At 56.5% G+C, this 19191-nt stretch carries 17 protein-coding genes and 3 tRNA genes; 10 read left to right on the top strand and 10 right to left on the bottom strand.

Features of this window, described 5'->3' with window-relative positions:
- Nucleotides 1–5: 5 nt before the first annotated feature.
- From amiB to nnr, 3 genes are read right to left on the bottom strand one after another with little or no spacing between them, the layout of a single operon-like run.
- On the bottom strand, nucleotides 6–1346 hold the full coding sequence (amiB, locus tag KGP22_RS01920; protein ID WP_223581027.1) for an N-acetylmuramoyl-L-alanine amidase AmiB: 1341 nt from the start codon (nucleotides 1344–1346) through the stop codon (nucleotides 6–8).
- Nucleotides 1347–1362: 16 nt separating this feature from the next.
- Complete coding sequence (gene tsaE / locus KGP22_RS01915; RefSeq protein WP_047346117.1) at nucleotides 1363–1824, bottom strand: tRNA (adenosine(37)-N6)-threonylcarbamoyltransferase complex ATPase subunit type 1 TsaE; 462 nt, start codon at nucleotides 1822–1824, stop codon at nucleotides 1363–1365.
- Nucleotides 1817–3340, bottom strand: a complete 1524-nt coding sequence (nnr, locus tag KGP22_RS01910; RefSeq protein ID WP_223581026.1) for a bifunctional ADP-dependent NAD(P)H-hydrate dehydratase/NAD(P)H-hydrate epimerase — start codon at nucleotides 3338–3340, stop codon at nucleotides 1817–1819. The genes tsaE and nnr overlap by 8 nt, the downstream gene beginning before the upstream one ends.
- Here nnr and queG point away from each other — a divergent pair.
- The gene (gene queG, locus KGP22_RS01905) at nucleotides 3339–4478 is read left to right on the top strand and encodes a tRNA epoxyqueuosine(34) reductase QueG (protein WP_223581024.1); all 1140 of its coding nucleotides are present in this window, start codon (nucleotides 3339–3341) and stop codon (nucleotides 4476–4478) included. The two genes, nnr and queG, sit on opposite strands and share 2 nt — an antisense overlap.
- 270 nt (nucleotides 4479–4748) lie before the next feature.
- On the opposite strand, the gene KGP22_RS01900 is transcribed toward queG, so the two are convergent.
- The 4 genes from KGP22_RS01900 to orn form a co-directional block, all read right to left on the bottom strand.
- Nucleotides 4749–4824, bottom strand: a tRNA-Gly gene (locus KGP22_RS01900).
- Between the two features lie 36 nt (nucleotides 4825–4860).
- Nucleotides 4861–4936: transfer RNA gene (locus KGP22_RS01895), tRNA-Gly, on the bottom strand.
- Nucleotides 4937–4972: 36 nt separating this feature from the next.
- Nucleotides 4973–5048, bottom strand: a tRNA-Gly gene (locus KGP22_RS01890).
- 196 nt (nucleotides 5049–5244) lie between these two features.
- On the bottom strand, nucleotides 5245–5790 hold the full coding sequence (gene orn / locus KGP22_RS01885; RefSeq protein ID WP_143347629.1) for an oligoribonuclease: 546 nt from the start codon (nucleotides 5788–5790) through the stop codon (nucleotides 5245–5247).
- 107 nt (nucleotides 5791–5897) lie between these two features.
- On the opposite strand from orn, the gene rsgA reads away from it, so the two are divergent.
- From rsgA to mscM, 3 genes are all read left to right on the top strand, one after another.
- Nucleotides 5898–6950, top strand: coding sequence for a small ribosomal subunit biogenesis GTPase RsgA (rsgA, locus tag KGP22_RS01880; RefSeq protein WP_181574042.1), 1053 nt, complete (start codon nucleotides 5898–5900; stop codon nucleotides 6948–6950).
- Between the two features lie 97 nt (nucleotides 6951–7047).
- Entirely contained in the window at nucleotides 7048–8016 is a 969-nt protein-coding gene (gene asd, locus KGP22_RS01875; protein WP_149367303.1) for an archaetidylserine decarboxylase, read from the top strand.
- Between the two features lie 19 nt (nucleotides 8017–8035).
- Complete coding sequence (mscM, locus tag KGP22_RS01870) at nucleotides 8036–11359, top strand: miniconductance mechanosensitive channel MscM (protein ID WP_111965400.1); 3324 nt, start codon at nucleotides 8036–8038, stop codon at nucleotides 11357–11359.
- 44 nt (nucleotides 11360–11403) lie between these two features.
- Here mscM and epmA read toward each other — a convergent pair whose 3' ends face one another.
- Nucleotides 11404–12381 (bottom strand): elongation factor P--(R)-beta-lysine ligase, encoded by a 978-nt coding sequence (gene epmA, locus KGP22_RS01865; protein WP_024907345.1) that lies wholly within the window; start codon nucleotides 12379–12381, stop codon nucleotides 11404–11406.
- Nucleotides 12382–12691: 310 nt separating this feature from the next.
- Here epmA and frdA point away from each other — a divergent pair, with 310 nt between their 5' ends.
- From frdA to frdD, 4 genes are read left to right on the top strand one after another with little or no spacing between them, the layout of a single operon-like run.
- Entirely contained in the window at nucleotides 12692–14482 is a 1791-nt protein-coding gene (gene frdA / locus KGP22_RS01860; protein WP_133293620.1) for a fumarate reductase (quinol) flavoprotein subunit, read from the top strand.
- Nucleotides 14475–15209, top strand: coding sequence for a succinate dehydrogenase/fumarate reductase iron-sulfur subunit (locus tag KGP22_RS01855; protein ID WP_023310124.1), 735 nt, complete (start codon nucleotides 14475–14477; stop codon nucleotides 15207–15209). Before frdA ends, KGP22_RS01855 begins: the two co-directional genes overlap by 8 nt.
- A 10-nt stretch (nucleotides 15210–15219) precedes the next feature.
- Nucleotides 15220–15615 carry a fumarate reductase subunit FrdC gene (gene frdC / locus KGP22_RS01850; RefSeq protein ID WP_111965403.1) on the top strand — a complete coding sequence of 132 codons (396 nt, stop codon included), beginning with the start codon at nucleotides 15220–15222 and terminating at the stop codon, nucleotides 15613–15615.
- Between the two features lie 10 nt (nucleotides 15616–15625).
- Nucleotides 15626–15985 carry a fumarate reductase subunit FrdD gene (gene frdD, locus KGP22_RS01845; protein ID WP_149367301.1) on the top strand — a complete coding sequence of 120 codons (360 nt, stop codon included), beginning with the start codon at nucleotides 15626–15628 and terminating at the stop codon, nucleotides 15983–15985.
- Nucleotides 15986–16013: 28 nt separating this feature from the next.
- On the opposite strand, the gene ampR is transcribed toward frdD, so the two are convergent.
- Nucleotides 16014–16889, bottom strand: a complete 876-nt coding sequence (gene ampR / locus KGP22_RS01840; RefSeq protein ID WP_111965405.1) for a LysR family transcriptional regulator AmpR — start codon at nucleotides 16887–16889, stop codon at nucleotides 16014–16016.
- Between the two features lie 132 nt (nucleotides 16890–17021).
- Here ampR and blaACT point away from each other — a divergent pair, with 132 nt between their 5' ends.
- Both blaACT and KGP22_RS01830 read left to right on the top strand, forming a co-directional pair.
- The gene (gene blaACT / locus KGP22_RS01835; RefSeq protein WP_223581022.1) at nucleotides 17022–18167 is read left to right on the top strand and encodes an ACT family cephalosporin-hydrolyzing class C beta-lactamase; all 1146 of its coding nucleotides are present in this window, start codon (nucleotides 17022–17024) and stop codon (nucleotides 18165–18167) included.
- Between the two features lie 105 nt (nucleotides 18168–18272).
- Nucleotides 18273–18803 (top strand): lipocalin family protein, encoded by a 531-nt coding sequence (locus tag KGP22_RS01830; RefSeq protein WP_045888999.1) that lies wholly within the window; start codon nucleotides 18273–18275, stop codon nucleotides 18801–18803.
- Here the strand turns inward: KGP22_RS01830 and sugE are convergent.
- Entirely contained in the window at nucleotides 18800–19117 is a 318-nt protein-coding gene (gene sugE, locus KGP22_RS01825; RefSeq protein ID WP_006178944.1) for a quaternary ammonium compound efflux SMR transporter SugE, read from the bottom strand. The two genes, KGP22_RS01830 and sugE, sit on opposite strands and share 4 nt — an antisense overlap.
- Nucleotides 19118–19191 lie beyond the last annotated feature (74 nt).

The raw sequence follows: 19191 nt of genomic DNA, 5'->3' as shown, positions 1-19191 counted from the left end.
TCTCCTTAGTTGGTCGCGGTCATCTCACCCGGCAGCGCTGCGCTGGCCGTCTGGGCAGCGCCGCTCTGCGGCGCAGACTGCAGAGGATGCGCCTCAAAATATTTGCGTAAACCGTTATAAATCGCTTCGGCAATTTGCTGCTGGTAACTGTCGCTTCCCAACAGACGCTCTTCACCGTTGTTACTGATAAAGCCCGTCTCTACAAGGATGGACGGAATATCTGGCGAGCGTAGAACGCCGAGGCTGGCATGTTCCGGACGACGCTTATGCAGCACGCCAACACTTTGCAGCTGGTTCAATACGTTAGTGGCGACATCATACCCGACGCGCTGAGAATGACCGAACTGTAAATCCAGCACCGCCTGGCTGAGGTACGGATCGGACTGGCTGTTCGCCAGCACGTCGCCCGCACCGCCTAGCAGTTCAGACTGCTTTTCATGCTCTTCCAGCCAGTTGGCCATTTCGCTGTTAGCGCGACGGTTCGACAGCACCCAAACCGAGGCGCCGGTGGCGCTACGATTCGGTGCGGCGTCCGCATGAATGGAGACTAGGAAGTTTGCGTTTTGCTTACGCGCCACATCCGAGCGCCCCATTACGGAGATAAAGTAATCCCCGTCGCGGGTCAACACGCCTTTAAACATAGGGTCGTCATTGAGTAGCGAACGCAGTTTACGCGCGATAGCGATAGTTACGTTTTTCTCTCGCGTGCCGCCAGGACCAATCGCCCCGGGATCTTCCCCGCCGTGACCCGCATCAATGGCGATAATCACTTTGTCACCGCTGACCGTCGCGCGTCGCGCGCTGGCCGCCGGACGCGTCACCGTATTGCTGCTGGTTGCCGCAGTAATGCGGTCGTTTTGCGATTTAAACGGATTACGCGCAGGTTCAGCAGGACGCGGCGTATACACCGGTTCTTCGACGCGTTTCGCAACGACCGGCGGCGGTGGAGGCGGTGGCGGGACATCGGCATTGATGGTAAAGACCACCGTATAGTTCGCCCCGTTTTGCTGCTTCACCGCCTTCGTTTTGCCCTTTTCGGTCAGATCGACCACCAGGCGTAACGACTGGCTATCCTGCGGCGTTCCCGAACGGATACTTTTCACCAGGTTGTTACCGCTGAACCGCAGCGGTAGCCCCTGGATCACGCCTGTCTGCTTGATATCCAGCGCCACGCTGTGGCTGTCTGGCTGTGAAAACGCATATTCAGGATCGCCCATAAAGCTGAACGTGATTCGAGCCTGGCTTTCGCCGTTTGATACCTGAATATCTGAGAGGTTTGCCGCCCCGGCCTGCGCGCACAGCAGCACGGTGGCAGCCAACACCCAACCTTTAACGCGATTTATCATCCCGTCATCCCTACGCTTAACCGGCCAGACGTGCCAGTAAGGAACTGCCTGATGAGGAAACAGCACTGATGCGTGCCTCACGCCCTTGAGCCTGGTAATCTAAGTGAATTTCGACATCCGGGTCAGGCAGCACACCCGCACCTTGTTGCGGCCACTCCACCAGGCAAATGGCGTCGTTGGCAAAATAATCACGGATCCCCATAAATTCCAGCTCCTCAGGATCCGCAAGGCGGTATAAATCGAAGTGGTACACCATGAGATTTTCAAGGGTGTACGGTTCTACCAGCGTGTAGGTTGGGCTTTTCACATTCCCGTTATGCCCTAACGCCTGCAAAAAACCCCGGCTGAAGGTGGTTTTACCCGCACCTAAATCACCATACAGATAAATGACGGTTGCCCCCTGACAGGCCTGCGCCACGCGCTTGCCGAGTTCTAAAGTGGCTTGTTCATCAGGTAAAAGAATCGCTCGATTAGTCATTTTCTACGTCAATCACATCCGGGTTAACAACACGCCGCAGCGTGCAAAAAAGATCCGTGGCCAGCATACCGCGTGTACCGTAACGCGCAGCCAGTTTATCCGCCGCGACACCGTGGGCCACGCAGCCCGCACAGGCTGCATCATAAAGGGGAAGTTTCTGTCCAAGCAATGCGCCAATGATGCCGGAAAGCACATCGCCCATTCCGCCGCTCGCCATGCCAGCATTTCCGGCATCAATAATGCCCAGCGTCTCATCACTGGCGACAATGGTTCCTGCCCCTTTTAAAACAGCAACACCTCCGTAACGTTTTACCAGACGCTGAGCAGAAAGTAAGCGATCGCTTTCAATTTCTGCCACGCTGCAGTTAAGCAGGCGCGCGGCTTCGCCGGGGTGTGGTGTCAGAATGCGATTGTGACGCTTATCCGGGTTTATTGCCAGAAGGTTAAGCGCGTCGGCATCCCACAGCATCGGTTTACGAAAATTCTCGACCTTTTGCAGGGCCTGTTTACCCCATGACTGCTGCCCAAGCCCGGGGCCAATCACCACCACATCCGCCCATTCCAGGCTTTCTTCAAGCGCCTGGGGCGTAAGCTCATGGACCATCAGTTCCGGTCGGGCGGTGATTATGGGCGCAATATTCTCAATGCGAGTGAGCACTCGCACTAATCCGGCACCACTGCGCAGAGCCGCTTCACCCGTCATACGAATCGCACCAGCCGTACCGTGGTCTCCTCCCACAATCACCAGCCTGCCGTGATCGCCCTTATGGGACGTTGGTCGGCGCGGCGGGAGCCACGCTGCAAGCTGCGACGCATCAAAACGCGCGAGGCGCATTTCCTGCCCGGCCAGCCAGCCCTCCAGCCCCAGCGCATTGTGGTGCAGCACGCCAACCACGTCTCGCGCTTTACCGGTCAGTAACCCCGGCTTGAGGGCGATAAAGGTCACCGTATGGGCTGCCTGAATGACCGCCCCCGGCGTTGCGCCGGTTTGTGCAATCAGGCCAGAGGGAATATCCAGGGCGACTACCGGCGCGGAATGTCTGTTAGCGTGTTCAATAAGCGCGGCAATATTTTCGCGCGGTGCGCTGTGCAGCCCGGTGCCCAGAAGACCATCAACAATCAGATCCACCTCTTCCGGCCAGACAATATCAGGCGCATGAATCACACCGCCTGCGTTAAGCCATGCCTCCCGCGCCGCGCCGGCCTCTTCCGGCAGCGGTTTATCACTTTCGAGAGCCAGCAAGGTCACGCGGATACCGGCCGCAACCGCCAAACGGGCGACGACGTAGCCGTCACCGCCGTTATTGCCGTGCCCGCACAGAATCAGCCAGTGAGCGGCCTGCGGGTACGCGCTGCGGGCAACGTTAAACGCCGCCTCACCCGCACGCAGCATCAGTTCATAGAGGGTAATCCCGAGGCTGTCTGCGGCCTCTTTTTCGGCACGCCGGAGGTCATCCGCATGCCAGATGGAATGTGGTATACTTGCGGGGTTTTTCTTCACCGTATGGTCCGTCATGTCACAGCCCCTCGATCTCAATGAATTAGCGCAAAAAATAAAACAGTGGGGTGCTGAGCTTGGCTTCCAGAAGGTGGGCATTACCGATACCGACCTTTCCGCCAGCGAGCCGAAACTGCAGGCCTGGCTGGATAAACAATACCACGGCGAAATGGAATGGATGGCGCGTCATGGCATGATGCGCGCCCGTCCTCACGAGCTTTTGCCGGGCACATTACGCGTCATCAGCGTGCGCATGAACTATCTACCCGCCAACGCGGCCTTTGCGCGCACGCTAAAAAATCCCTCTTTGGGTTACGTCAGCCGGTACGCTTTGGGTCGTGATTACCATAAGCTCTTGCGTAACCGCTTAAAAAAACTCGGGGAAACCATTCAGCAGCACTGTGTTTCGCTGAATTTTAGACCCTTTGTCGATTCTGCGCCTATTCTTGAGCGTCCGATCGCCGAAAAAGCCGGGCTTGGATGGACAGGTAAGCACTCACTTATCCTCAGCCGTGACGCCGGATCGTTCTTCTTCCTGGGCGAACTGCTGATTGATTTACCGCTGCCGGTAGACGGCCCGGTCGAAGAAGGCTGCGGGCGCTGCGTGGCCTGCATGACCATCTGCCCGACGGGTGCTATCGTCGAGCCTTACACTGTTGATGCACGCCGCTGCATCTCCTACCTCACTATCGAGCTGGAAGGGGCCATTCCAGAGGAATTCCGACCACTTATTGGCAACCGCATCTACGGTTGCGACGACTGCCAGCTGATCTGCCCGTGGAACCGCTATTCGCAGCTCACGGACGAAGAGGATTTCAGCCCGCGTAAGGCGCTGCATGCGCCGCAGCTCATTGAGCTGTTCGCCTGGAGCGAGGCCTGGTTCCTGAAAGTGACGGAGGGTTCGGCCATTCGCCGTATTGGTCATTTGCGCTGGCTGCGTAATGTTGCCGTCGCGCTGGGGAATACCCCGTGGGATGAAGCGAATATTCAGGCGCTTGAAAGCCGTCGAGGTGAGCACCCACTTCTTGACGAGCACATCGAGTGGGCGATTGCGCAGCAAATTGAGAAACGTAATGCCTGCGTTGTCGAGGTGCAGCTGCCGAAGAAACAGCGTCTGGTGAGGGTGATTGAAAAAGGGCTTCCGCGGGATGCCTGAACTATTCACAGCCTGTGAATAAAATTACAAACTCAAGCGCCATCTGGGCTGGAGAAGAGGTCAAGTGATCTCAATAACATTTTGAAATCAAATTTTATCCTTTAAATACAGTGAGTTATGAGGATATTATTCACCCTGCTAAGTTTTAACCCTGTTTCGGTTAAGCGCAGTTTCTGTGGATAACTCTGTTCACAAGAGTATTTCAGAGACAATAGAAAACGTCCCCAGCGACGCTTTTCGCTGTGGATATTTTAGAGATGAAGAAGAATTTGGAGCGGGAAACGAGACTCGAACTCGCGACCCCGACCTTGGCAAGGTCGTGCTCTACCAACTGAGCTATTCCCGCTTGGGTGGTCCGTGCTGTGGAAGCACTTTCAAATTTTGGAGCGGGAAACGAGACTCGAACTCGCGACCCCGACCTTGGCAAGGTCGTGCTCTACCAACTGAGCTATTCCCGCTTGGGCAGTCTGTGCTGTGAAAGCACTTTCAAATTTTGGAGCGGGAAACGAGACTCGAACTCGCGACCCCGACCTTGGCAAGGTCGTGCTCTACCAACTGAGCTATTCCCGCAAATCTGCACTGCTTTTGTTGCTGTCGTAACGTGTAATTCTCTGTCGTTACGGGAGGCGCATTATACGAGAAATCCTTTTAGCTGCAACCCCCCTTAAAGCGATTTTTTCGAAATTAAGTTCAAATGCTTATTAAATCGGCAAGCTGAACAATTTAACGACAAAAACCCGGCCACGCAAGGCGCCGGATCGCAAAATCACAGCTTAATAAAGTTTTCGCGGTAGTAAGAAAGCTCCGCCACGGACTCTCGGATATCGTCCATTGCCTGGTGCGTCCCCTGCTTTTTAAAGCCGTCGAGGATTTCAGGCTTCCAGCGACGCGCCAGCTCTTTCAGGGTGCTGACATCCAGATAGCGGTAGTGGAAGTAAGACTCCAGCTCCGGCATGTACTTAAACAGGAAACGGCGATCCTGGCCGATGCTATTGCCGCAGATAGGGGATTTGCCTGCCGGAACCCACTGTTTCAGGAACTCAAGCGTCGCCAGCTCCGCCTCACGGTCGCCGAACGTGCTCGCCTTCACGCGCTCCACCAGGCCACTGCCGGTGTGGGTACGCACGTTCCATTCATCCATCAAAGCCAGCTGTTCGTCGGACTGATGCACCGCAATCGTTGGCCCTTCAGCCAGGATATTCAGGTTGGCGTCCGTCACCAGAGTTGCAATTTCAATGATGCGATCGCGCTCGGGATCCAGCCCGGTCATTTCGAGATCGATCCAAATCAGGTTGTTTTCATCCGCGCTCATGTTATTTTCCACCCTTCTCGCATAACCGGCAGTAGCAGGTTAACTAGTATTAATTAGAGTGTATCATAGAGGTTTTGCCCCTTACGGGCGACCAGGAGCCAGCGCGATTGAGTAAAAATAAACTCTCCAAAGGGCAGCAGCGCCGCGTAAACGCCAACCACCAGCGCCGTCTTAAAACCACTTCGGAGAAGCCGGATTATGACGACAACCTGTTTGGTGAAGCGACAGAAGGCGTAGTCATCAGCCGTTTCGGTATGCATGCCGATGTCGAATCCGCCGACGGTGACATTCACCGCTGCAATATCCGTCGCACCATCCGTTCACTGGTTACCGGCGATCGCGTAGTCTGGCGTCCGGGTAAAGAGGCCGCTGAAGGCGTGACGGTAAAAGGTATCGTTGAAGCGGTCCATGAGCGCACGTCCGTGTTAACCCGTCCCGACTTCTACGACGGGGTCAAACCGATTGCCGCTAACATTAACCAGATTGTTATCGTATCGGCGATTTTGCCTGAACTTTCGCTCAATATTATCGATCGATACCTCGTCGCCTGCGAAACGCTGCAGGTTGAACCGATTATCGTATTGAACAAAATCGATCTGCTGGATGACGACGGCATGGCCTTCGTGAATGAGCAGATGGATATCTACCGCAAAATTGGTTATCGCGTGCTGATGGTCTCCAGCCACACCAAAGATGGTCTTAAACCGCTGGAAGAGGCGCTTACCGACCGCATCAGTATCTTTGCGGGCCAGTCCGGCGTAGGTAAATCAAGCCTGCTGAACAACCTGCTTGGCCTCAAGCAAGAGATCCTGACCAACGATGTCTCTGATGTCTCGGGTCTGGGCCAGCACACCACCACCGCGTCACGCCTGTACCACTTCCCGCACGGCGGCGACGTGATCGACTCCCCAGGGGTGCGTGAGTTCGGTTTGTGGCACCTTGAGCCGGAACAAATCTTTAACGGATTTGTCGAATTCCATGATTATTTAGGCGCTTGTAAATACCGCGACTGTAAACACGATAACGACCCAGGCTGCGCTATCCGTGAAGCGGTTGAGAAAGGCGAGATCGCGGAAACCCGCTTCGAGAATTACCACCGTATTCTTGAGAGCATGGAAGACGTAAAAACGCGTAAAAACTTTTCTGATTCTGATAACTGACAACTAAGCTAAGCATCGCTAAAATCGTCCCCCTTTTTCAGGTTCCGGCGGCTTAACGCCGGATCAGGAACGACAAAACAATGGCCTGGAGGCTACCTTGTTAAACGCATTTAAACTTTCGCTTCAATACATTCTGCCAAAACTGTGGCTCACTCGCCTGGCGGGCTGGGGCGCGAGCAAACGCGCAGGCTGGCTGACCAAACTGGTCATCGATCTTTTCGTAAAATATTACAAGGTCGACATGAAAGAGGCGCAGAAGCCGGATACCGCCAGCTACCGCACCTTCAACGAGTTCTTCGTGCGCCCGCTGCGCGACGAAGTGCGCCCGCTGAACACCGATCCTAACGTCCTGGTGATGCCAGCAGACGGCGTGATCAGCCAGTTGGGTAACATCGAAGACGACAAAATCCTGCAGGCGAAGGGCCATAACTACAGTCTGGAAGCGCTGCTGGCAGGTAACTACCTGATGGCGGATCTGTTCCGCAACGGTACGTTTGCCACCACCTATCTGTCACCGCGCGACTATCACCGCGTGCACATGCCGTGTAACGGTATCCTGCGTGAAATGATTTATGTCCCGGGCGATCTGTTCTCCGTAAACCACCTGACCGCGCAGAACGTGCCGAACCTGTTTGCCCGTAACGAGCGCGTCATCTGTCTGTTCGATACTGAATTTGGCCCTATGGCACAGATTCTGGTGGGTGCAACCATCGTAGGCAGCATTGAAACCGTCTGGGCCGGCACCATCACCCCACCGCGCGAAGGCGTGATCAAACGCTGGACCTGGCCTGCCGGTGAAGCGGAAGGCTCTGTGGCCCTGCTCAAAGGTCAGGAGATGGGTCGCTTTAAGCTGGGCTCCACCGTGATCAACCTGTTTGCACCTGGCAAAGTGAAGCTGGCTGAACAGCTCGAAAGCCTGTCGGTCACCAAGCTGGGCCAGCCGCTGGCGGTCTCAACCGAAACCTTCGTGACGCCGGATGCAGAACCAGCACCGCTGTCACAGGAAGAGATTAGCGCCGAGCACGACGCCAGCCCGCTGGTTGACGACAAAAAAGACGAAGGCTAACAACAGAAGGATCGCTGACGTGCGCCCGATTATCGTTCTACTGATGGCCTGGTGCCTCAGCATGGGGGCGTACGCAGCGACAGCCCCCGACGCCAAACAGATAACCCAGGAACTGGAGCAGGCAAAAGCGGCCAAACCCGCTCAGCCGGAGACCGTCGAGTCGCTCCAGGCTGCCCTGAACGCGCTTGAGGAGCGGAAAGGCTCTCTTGAGCGCGCTCAGCAGTATCAGCAGGTTATCGACAACTTCCCAAAACTCTCGCAGACGCTACGCTCGCAGCTCAATAATTTGCGTGACGAACCGCGCGATGTGCCCGCAGGAATGACCTCCGACGCGCTGAACCAGGAGATCCTGCAGGTCAGCAGCCAGCTTCTGGAAAAGAGCCGCCTTGCTCAGCAGGAGCAGGAGCGCGCGCGCGAAATTGCCGACTCCCTTAGCCAGCTTCCGCAGCAGCAAACCGACGCCCGTCGCCAGCTTAATGAAGTTGAGCGCCGCGTGGGCACGCAAAGCGGCAATACGCCACAGGCTCAGGCCCAAAATCTGGGCCTGCAGGCAGAATCGGCTCGCCTGAAGGCCCTTGTCGATGAGCTTGAGCTGGCGCAGCTTTCCGCCAATAACCGCCAGGAGCTGTCGCGGATGCGCTCTGAACTCGCTCAGAAGCAGAGCGAGCAACTGGATGCGTATCTCCAGGCCCTGCGCAATCAGCTCAACAGTCAGCGTCAACGCGAGGCGGAGCGCGCGCTGGAAAGTACCGAACTGCTGGCAGAAAACAGCGATAACTTGCCTGCCGGCATCGTCGAACAGTTTAAGGTCAACCGCGAGCTTTCTGCCGCGCTGAATCAGCAGGCGCAGCGTATGGATCTGGTTGCCTCGCAGCAACGTCAGGCCACCAATCAAACCCTTCAGGTTCGCCAGGCGCTCAACACCCTGCGCGAGCAGTCCCAGTGGCTCGGGTCATCAAACCTGCTGGGCGAAGCGCTACGTGCCCAGGTCGCGCGCCTGCCGGAAATGCCGAAGCCGCAACAGCTGGATACCGAGATGGCCCAGCTGCGCGTTCAGCGACTGCACTTTGAAGATCTCCTTAATAAACAGCCGCAAATCCGCCAGATCCGTCAGGCTGACGGACAGCCCCTGACCAGCGAGCAAAACCGTATTCTGGAAGCCCAGCTGCGTACCCAGCGTGAACTGCTGAACTCTTTGCTCCAGGGCGGGGATACGCTGATTCTGGAGCTGACCAAGCTAAAAGTCTCCAATAGCCAGCTGGAAGATGCGCTGAAAGAGGTGAACGAGGCGACGCACCGTTATCTCTTCTGGACGTCCGACGTGCGTCCGATGACCTTCTCGTGGCCGATTGAGATCGTCCAGGACCTGCGCCGCCTGATTTCGCTGGACACCTTCAGCCAGCTGGGACAGGCCAGCGTGATGATGTTCACCAGCAAAGAGACCATTTTCCCACTGCTGGGGGCGTTGATTCTGGTGGGCTTCAGCATTTACTCGCGCAGACATTTCACTCGCTTCCTGGAGCGTTCCAGCTCCAGGGTCGGGAAAGTCACCCAGGATCACTTCTGGCTAACGTTGCGCACCGTATTCTGGTCGATTCTTGTCGCCTCCCCGCTGCCGGTGCTGTGGATGACGCTGGGGTATGGCCTGCGGGAAGCCTGGCCCTATCCGCTCGCGGTCGCGATTGGCGATGGCGTCACCGCCACGGTGCCGCTGCTGTGGGTAGTCATGATTTGCGCCACCTTCGCGCGCCCCAATGGCCTGTTTATCACCCACTTTGGCTGGCCGCGTAATCGCGTTGCGCGCGCCATGCGTTACTACCTGATGAGCATCGGGCTGATTGTGCCGCTGATTATGGCGCTGATCATGTTCGACAATCTCAACGACCGGGAATTCTCAGGCTCGCTGGGCCGTCTCTGCTTTATGCTGATATGCGGGGCGCTGGCCATCGTCACGCTCAGCCTGAAACGCGCGGGTATTCCGCTCTATCTCGATAAATCTGGCAGCGGCGAAAACATGTTCAACCGGCTGCTCTGGAACCTGCTGCTTAGCGCGCCGCTGTTTGCGATGCTGGCAGCCGCGGTGGGCTATCTGGCAACCGCGCAGGCGCTGCTGGCAAGGCTGGAAACCTCGGTGGCCATCTGGTTCCTGCTGCTGGTGGTGTACCACGTGATCCGCCGCTGGATGCTGATCCAGCGCCGCCGTCTGGCCTTTGACCGAGCCAAGCATCGCCGGGCGGAGATCCTCGCCCAGCGCGCGCGGGGTGAGGAAGAGCCAAACCACGTCAACAGTACGGAAGGCACGACGGAGGCGGACGAGGTCGAACTGGATCTGGATGCCATCAGCACCCAGTCCCTGCGCCTGGTTCGTTCCATACTGATGCTGATTGCCCTCCTGTCGGTCATATTCCTGTGGTCAGAGATCCACTCCGCATTTGGTTTCCTGGAGAACATCTCTCTGTGGGACGTGACGTCCACGGTGCAGGGTGTTGAAAGCCTGGAGCCGATCACCTTAGGGGCGGTGCTGATTGCCATTCTGGTACTGATCATTACCACGCAGCTGGTGCGCAACTTCCCGGCGCTGCTGGAGCTGGCGCTGCTGCAGCATCTGGATTTAACGCCGGGGACGGGTTATGCGATTACGACCATAACCAAATATCTGATCATGCTGTTTGGCGGACTGGTTGGCTTCTCAATGATCGGTATTGAGTGGTCGAAGCTGCAGTGGCTGGTGGCGGCCCTTGGTGTAGGGTTAGGTTTTGGTTTACAGGAGATTTTCGCCAACTTCATCTCTGGCCTGATCATTCTGTTCGAAAAACCGATCCGTATTGGCGATACCGTCACGATCCGCGATCTGACCGGCAGCATCACCAAGATCAACACCCGCGCGACAACGATCAGCGACTGGGATCGCAAAGAGATCATCGTACCGAACAAGGCGTTTATTACCGAGCAGTTCATCAACTGGTCGCTGTCAGACTCCGTTACCCGTGTAGTGCTGACGGTACCGGCACCGTCGGACGCCAACAGCGAAGAGGTCACCCAGATCCTCTACACAGCCGCAGAGCGCTGCTCGCTGGTGATCGATAACCCGGCACCGGAAGTGTTCCTGGTGGATTTACAGCAGGGGATCCAGATTTTCGAGCTGCGTATCTACGCTGCCGAAATGGGCCACCGTATGCCGCTGCGCCATGAGATCCACCAGCTGATTCTGGCAGGATTCCGCGAGCACGGTATTGATATGCCGTTCCCACCGTTCCAGATGCGTCTGGAAAGCCTGGACGGGCGTAAAACGGGAAGAACGTTGACGTCAGCGGCGCGTACGCGCCCGGCGGGGAGTTTGTAAGATAAGCAGGGCGACCCTCTCCCACGGGAGAGGGTTAACTGCCGTCAGGCGCGATCTACGGTAAACGCAATCACATCGCCAAGCTGCTCTGCGCCCAGGGCCAGCATCACCAGACGATCCACACCCAGCGCCACGCCGGAGCAATCCGGCAGACCCGCTTTTAAGGCTTCAAGCAAATTAACATCAATAGGCTGCTGCGGCAGACCGCGCGCGGCGCGCTTGCGGTTATCCTGCTCGAAGCGCTGCTGCTGCTCGCGGGCATCAGTCAGTTCGTGGAAGCCGTTCGCCAGTTCGATGCCTTTGTAATAGACCTCAAAACGCTCTGCGACACGATGATCTTCGGTACTGATCTGCGCGAGTGAAGCCTGGCTTGCCGGGAAGTGATAGACAAACGTCGGACGGTCTTTGCCAATCTGCGGTTCTACGCCGAAGGTGAACAACAGCTGCAGCAGCGTGTCGCGATCCTCTTCGGTATCCGCCACGTTGCTCAGATCCAGCTTTGCCGCTACTTCACGCAGCTGGGTTTTATCCGCCGACAGCGGATCGATTTCCAGATGGCGTTGGAAAGCCTGCTGATAGGAGAGCGTTTCGGCTTCTGAACAGTCCAGCACCTGCTGGAGCAGATCGTCCACCTCATTCATCAGGCGGTACATATCATAATGCGGGCGGTACCACTCCAGCATGGTGAATTCCGGGTTGTGGTGACGACCCATCTCTTCATTACGGAAACTGCGGCACAGCTGATACACCGGGCCACATCCCGCTGCCAGCAGGCGTTTCATGTGATATTCCGGGCTGGTCATCAGGTACAAATTCATCCCCTGAGAGTGGCCGGGGCCAACAAAACGGGTTTCAAACGGGACCAGATGAATATCCGTTACCGTTGCCTGACTCATGCACGGCGTTTCCACCTCAAGGACTCCGCGGTCGGCAAAGAAACGGCGGATCTCCGCCATAATTGCAGCGCGTTTTAACAGATTAGGGATGGATGCGCTCGGCTGCCAGGTGGCCGTTTCACTCATGAGTTGTTCTCCGATTTCAGACAAGGGCACGAAGTCTACTCGTTAGCAGGGGCAGAGACAAATTTTGCGCAGTAAAAAAGCGCATTTCATTTAGGTGAACTTTTTCGTGACGTATTTCATCAATCTTCATGATAAATCGCCGTACAGAACAGCAAAAAAATCGAACACGTCAAATTTCCCTGACATCTACACGGTTATACTGTTTTACCCATAAAGGAGCAGTGGAAACGCTTTCGCAATCGTCCTTTTGGACGGGTGAACTACCTTTAGTTTGTCGCGTTGCGAAATAACAAAAATCTGGAGGAATGTCGTGCAAACTTTTCAAGCCGATCTTGCCGTAATAGGCGCTGGCGGGGCTGGATTACGTGCTGCGATTGCTGCAGCACAAGCTAATCCTAACGCTAAAATCGCATTGATTTCAAAAGTCTATCCAATGCGTAGTCACACTGTGGCAGCAGAAGGAGGATCCGCCGCCGTTGCGCAGGATCATGACAGCTTTGAATACCATTTCCACGACACGGTTGCAGGGGGCGACTGGCTTTGCGAACAGGATGTCGTTGACTACTTTGTGCATCATTGTCCAACGGAAATGACCCAGCTTGAACAGTGGGGATGTCCGTGGAGCCGCCGTCCGGACGGCAGCGTCAACGTTCGTCGCTTTGGCGGAATGAAGATTGAACGCACCTGGTTCGCCGCCGATAAAACCGGCTTCCACATGCTGCACACCCTGTTCCAGACCTCCCTTCAGTTCCCACAAATTCAGCGCTTCGATGAACATTTCGTCCTCGACATTCTGGTTGATGACGGACACGCGCGCGGCCTGGTGGCGATGAATATGATGGAAGGCACGCTTGTCCAGATCCGCGCCAACGCGGTAGTGATGGCGACGGGCGGTGCGGGTCGCGTTTATCGTTATAACACCAACGGCGGCATCGTCACCGGTGACGGCATGGGCATGGCGCTCAGCCATGGCGTACCCCTGCGCGATATGGAGTTCGTCCAGTATCACCCAACCGGCCTGCCAGGCTCCGGCATTCTGATGACGGAAGGCTGCCGCGGTGAAGGCGGTATTCTGGTCAACAAAAACGGCTACCGTTATCTGCAGGATTACGGCATGGGCCCGGAAACCCCGCTCGGCGAGCCGAAGAACAAATACATGGAACTCGGCCCGCGCGACAAAGTCTCCCAGGCCTTCTGGCACGAGTGGCGCAAAGGCAACACTATCTCCACGCCGCGCGGCGACGTCGTTCACCTCGACCTGCGTCATCTGGGCGAGAAGAAGCTGCTGGAACGTCTTCCGTTCATCTGCGAACTGGCAAAAGCCTACGTTGGCGTCGACCCGGTGAAAGAGCCGATTCCGGTGCGTCCAACGGCGCACTACACCATGGGCGGGATCGAAACCGACCAGCAGTGTGAAACCCGAATTAAAGGTCTGTTCGCCGTCGGCGAGTGTTCCTCAGTGGGCCTGCACGGCGCCAACCGTCTGGGGTCTAACTCGCTGGCAGAGCTGGTGGTCTTTGGCCGCATGGCGGGCGAGCGCGCGATGGAGCGGGCGGCTACAGCAGGCGAAGCCAACGGTGCCGCACTGGATGCGCAGGTTACAGACGTTGAAAAACGCCTGAAAGATCTGGTGAACCAGGAGGGTAACGAGAACTGGTCTAAGATCCGCGACGAGATGGGCCTGTCGATGGAAGAAGGCTGCGGTATCTACCGTACGCCAGAGCTGATGCAAAAAACCGTCGACAAGCTGGCGGAGCTGCAGGAGCGCTTCAAGCGCGTGCGCATCACCGATACCTCCAGCGTATTCAACACCGACCTGCTCTACACTATCGAGCTGGGCCACGGTCTGAACGTAGCGGAATGTATGGCGCACTCTGCGCTGGCGCGTAAAGAGTCGCGTGGAGCCCACCAGCGTCTGGACGAAGGCTGCACCGAACGTGACGACGTCAATTTCCTGAAACACACTCTCGCCTGGCGCGATGCGGATGGCACCACACGTCTGGACTACAGCGACGTGAAAATCACTACGCTGCCGCCGGCTAAGCGCGTGTACGGTGCAGAAGCAGAAGCCGCCGAGAAGAAGGAGAAGGCGAATGGCTGAGATGCAAAAAATGAAGGTTGAAGTGGTGCGCTACAACCCGGAAGTGGACGCCGCACCGCACAGCGCGTTCTATGAAGTCCCTTACGACGAGCAAACCTCCCTGCTGGACGCGCTCGGCTATATCAAAGACAACCTGGCGCCAGACCTGAGCTACCGCTGGTCCTGCCGCATGGCAATCTGCGGATCCTGCGGCATGATGGTCAACAAAGTGCCGAAGCTGGCCTGTAAGACCTTCCTGCGCGAATACACCAAGGGCATTAAGGTCGAAGCGCTGGGCAACTTCCCGATTGAACGCGATCTGGTGGTCGATATGACCCACTTTATCGAAAGCCTGGAAGCGATTAAGCCGTACATCATTGGTAACCCGCGCACGCCGGATCAGGGGCCAAACACCCAGACGCCAGCTCAGATGGCGAAATACCATCAGTTCTCCGGATGCATCAACTGCGGCCTGTGCTACGCCGCCTGTCCACAGTTTGGCCTGAACAAGGAGTTCATCGGCCCGGCCGCCATTACCCTGGCGCACCGCTATAACGAGGACAGCCGCGATCACGGCAAAAAAGAACGCATGGCGCAGCTTAACAGCCAGAACGGCGTCTGGAGCTGTACCTTTGTGGGTTATTGCTCCGAAGTCTGTCCGAAGCACGTCGACCCGGCCGCCGCAATTCAGCAGGGTAAAGTGGAAAGCTCGAAAGACTTTCTTATCGCTACCCTGAAACCACGCTAAGGAGTGCATGATGACGACTAAACGCAAAGCCTACGTGCGGCCTGTGCCGTCAACCTGGTGGAAAAATCTGCCGTTTTATCGCTTCTACATGCTGCGTGAAGGCACGGCGGTACCGGCGGTCTGGTTCAGCCTTGAGCTGATGTACGGCGTTTTTGCCCTCAAGCATGGCCCGGAAGCCTGGGCCAGCTTCGTCGGTTTCCTGCAAAACCCGATCATTGTTGTTCTGAACCTGATCGTGCTCGCGGCCGCGCTGCTTCATACCAAAACCTGGTTTGAGCTGGCGCCAAAAGCGGCGAACATCATCGTAAAAGACGAGAAAATGGGGCCAGAGCCGGTGATTAAAGGGCTCTGGGCAGTGACGATTCTGGTCACTGTGGTCATTCTGTTTGTCGCACTGTTCTGGTAAGGAGACTACTGTGATCAATCCAAATCCAAAACGTTCTGACGAGCCGGTCTTCTGGGGTCTGTTTGGCGCAGGCGGCATGTGGGGTGCCATCATCGCCCCCGTCATTATACTGCTGGTCGGCATTATGCTGCCGCTGGGGCTCTTCCCGGGAGATGCGCTGAGCTACGAACGCGTACTGGCGTTCGCGAGCAGCTTTATCGGCCGCGTGTTCATCTTCCTGATGATCGTCCTGCCGCTGTGGTGTGGCCTGCACCGTATTCACCATGCGATGCATGACCTGAAAATCCATGTCCCGAGCGGGAAATGGGTGTTCTACGGTCTGGCGACCATCCTGACCGTGGTAACGCTGATTGCCGTGGTCACCATCTGACGCTTCAGGCCCGCCATCCGGCGGGCCTTTATTTCTGCATCTTCCCCACCAGCCACTGGGCAAACTCGCGCATTGCGGGGGTTTCTGCCCGTGACTGTAGTCTTGTCAGCCAGTAGCTGCCGAGGTCAATCTGCGTTGCAAACGGCTGCACGATGCGCTCGCTGCTGAGTAACTGGGTAAACATATCGACAGGCGCAATGGCAATCCCTGTGCCTGCCTGCGCGGCTTCCAGCATGGTGACGGACGAATCAAATACCATTACCCGGTGCGTCGGTGAAGGCGGGTTTTCTCCCGCAGCCCGCATCCAGGCGGTCCACTCGTCGCGCCGGTAAGAGCGCAGGAGGGTAAACTTCAGGACATCTGCAGGGGTGTGCAACGCGGCAGCAATGTCAGGCGTGCAAAGCGGCGCAAGCGGTGCGGGGCAAAGAAACGTCGCTTCCGTGCCGTGCCACGCCCCGCCGCCATAACGAATGGCGTAATCAAGTCCTTCAGCCGCCGGATCGACACGGTTGTTATGGGTGGAAAGCTGAAGATCAATATGCGGATAGCAGCGGCGGAAGTCCGCGAGCTGCGAGAATAACACCCCCGTCGCAAATGTCCCGACCACGCCAATTTTGAGCTTCTCCTGCGCGCGCTGGCTGGCAAAGCGATCCAGCATTCCGGCGATACGATCGAACGAGTCATTCAGCACCGGCAGCAAATTCTCGCCTTCGGTAGTCAACATCAGCCCTCGCGAAACGCGAACGAAAAGCTGGCAGTTAAGGTGCTGCTCCAGCGCCTTTACGTGCTGGCTAATCGCGGAATGGGTGACATTCAGCTCAATAGCGGCATGCGTAAAACTGAGGTGCCTGGCGGCTGCTTCAAACGCCCGCAGGGAGTTCAGAGGAAGATAGCTGCGCGTCATGGTCTCGTCCGTTAGAAAAATTAACAGCTCATGCTAAATTTAACCGTTTGTCAGCCATAGTCAAATCCAACAGACTACAGCGGTCTGACGGGCCCGGACACTCCCTTGAACTGCTATTACGGAAGATAACTGATGATGACAAAATCCCTAAGCTGTGCCCTGCTGCTCAGCGTTGCCAGCTCTGCATTCGCCGCACCGATGTCCGAAAAACAGCTGGCTGAGGTGGTGGAACGTACCGTTACGCCGCTGATGAAAGCGCAGGCCATCCCGGGCATGGCGGTGGCGGTGATTTATCAGGGTCAGCCGCACTACTTTACCTTCGGTAAAGCCGATGTTGCGGCAAACAAAGCTGTCACCCCACAAACCTTGTTCGAACTGGGTTCTATAAGTAAAACCTTCACCGGCGTATTGGGTGGCGATGCCATTGCTCGCGGTGAAATATCGCTGGGCGATCCGGTGACAAAATACTGGCCTGAGCTGACAGGCAAGCAGTGGCAGGGGATCCGCATGCTGGATCTGGCAACCTATACCGCAGGCGGTCTGCCGTTACAGGTACCGGATGAGGTCATGGATAACGCCTCTCTGCTGCGCTTTTATCAAAACTGGCAGCCGCAGTGGAAGCCGGGCACCACGCGTCTTTACGCCAATGCCAGCATCGGTCTTTTTGGCGCGCTGGCGGTCAAACCTTCCGGCATGAGCTATGAGCAGGCCATAACGACGCGGGTCTTTAAGCCGCTCAAGCTGGACCATACCTGGATTAACGTTCCGAAAACGGAAGAGGCGCATTACGCCTGGGGATACCGCGACGGTAAAGCGGTCCACGTTTCGCCAGGAATGCTGGATGCAGAAGCCTATGGCGTAAAAACCAACGTGCAGGATATGGCAAGCTGGGTGATGGTTAATATGAAGCCAGACTCCCTCCCGGATACTTCACTCAGGCAAGGCATTGCCCTGGCGCAGTCTCGCTACTGGCGCGTGGGGGCCATGTATCAAGGGTTAGGTTGGGAAATGCTTAACTGGCCGGTCGATGCCAAAACCGTGGTTAAAGGTAGCGACAATAAGGTAGCGCTGGCACCGCTGACCGCGAGAGAAGTGAATCCGCCGGCACCGCCGGTCAACGCGTCCTGGGTCCATAAAACAGGCTCAACCGGCGGGTTTGGCAGCTACGTGGCATTTATTCCTGAAAAACAGCTCGGCATTGTGATGCTGGCGAATAAAAGCTATCCGAACCCTGCCCGCGTTGAGGCGGCATACCGTATCCTCGACGCGCTGCAGTAAAACATTGCCGGGTGGCGCTGCGCTTACCCGGCGAAACACACCGCACAAAAACCACATTTTCCTTGCCGTCATCTACACTTAACAAAAAACAGTAAGGAAACTCCTATGCGCATTCTGCCTGTTATCGCCGCGGTGACAGCCGCGTTTTTAGTGGTTGCCTGCAGTTCCCCTACCCCACCGCCTGGCGTTACCGTCGTCACGCCTTTTGATGCACAACGCTTCCTTGGTACATGGTATGAAATCGCGCGCCTCGACCACCGGTTTGAGCAGGGCTTAGAGAAGGTCACTGCAAATTATAGCCCGATGGATGATGGTGGTATTCAGGTGATCAACCGGGGCTATAATCCCGATCGGGAGATGTGGCAGCAGTCGATTGGGAAAGCATACTTCACGGGCGACCCGCGACGGGCCGCGCTAAAAGTCTCTTTCTTTGGCCCGTTTTATGGTGGCTATAACGTGATCGCGCTCGACAGAGAGTACCGTCACGCGCTGGTCTGCGGGCCGGATCGCGACTATCTGTGGATACTTTCCCGCACGCCAACTATTTCGTCAGAAATGAAACAGCAGATGCTGGACGTCGCGACCCGGCAAGGGTTTGATGTGTCAAAACTGATCTGGGTAAAACAACCCCATTAATGGGTGCTGAGCTTAAGCCCAATGATCCCCGCTACAATCAAGGCGAGGCTGGCGATACGCGCCAGACTCGCTGACTCTCCCAGTAGCAGAATGCCGGTGATGGCGGCCCCCACCGCACCAATGCCCGTCCAGACGGCATAAGCCGTTCCCACAGGCAGCGAGCGCATCGCCCAGGATAACAGGACAATACTCACGATCATCGCGGTTACGGTAATAACGCTGGGCGTCAGACGGGTAAATCCATGGGTGTACTTGAGACCAATCGCCCACACCACTTCGAGCAGACCGGCAATAAAAAGAATGATCCAGGACATTTCAGGCTCCTTAACTTAATAGAAGTTGGGGCCGTCCCCGGTGAAAGAAACGCTTACGGGTCGTCCCGTAAGGC

The organism is Enterobacter sp. JBIWA005, assembly GCF_019968805.1.
Lineage (GTDB): Bacteria > Pseudomonadota > Gammaproteobacteria > Enterobacterales > Enterobacteriaceae > Enterobacter > Enterobacter vonholyi.
Note: the sequence above shows the minus strand (reverse complement) of the source record. Positions and strands in the feature narration are given on the sequence as shown.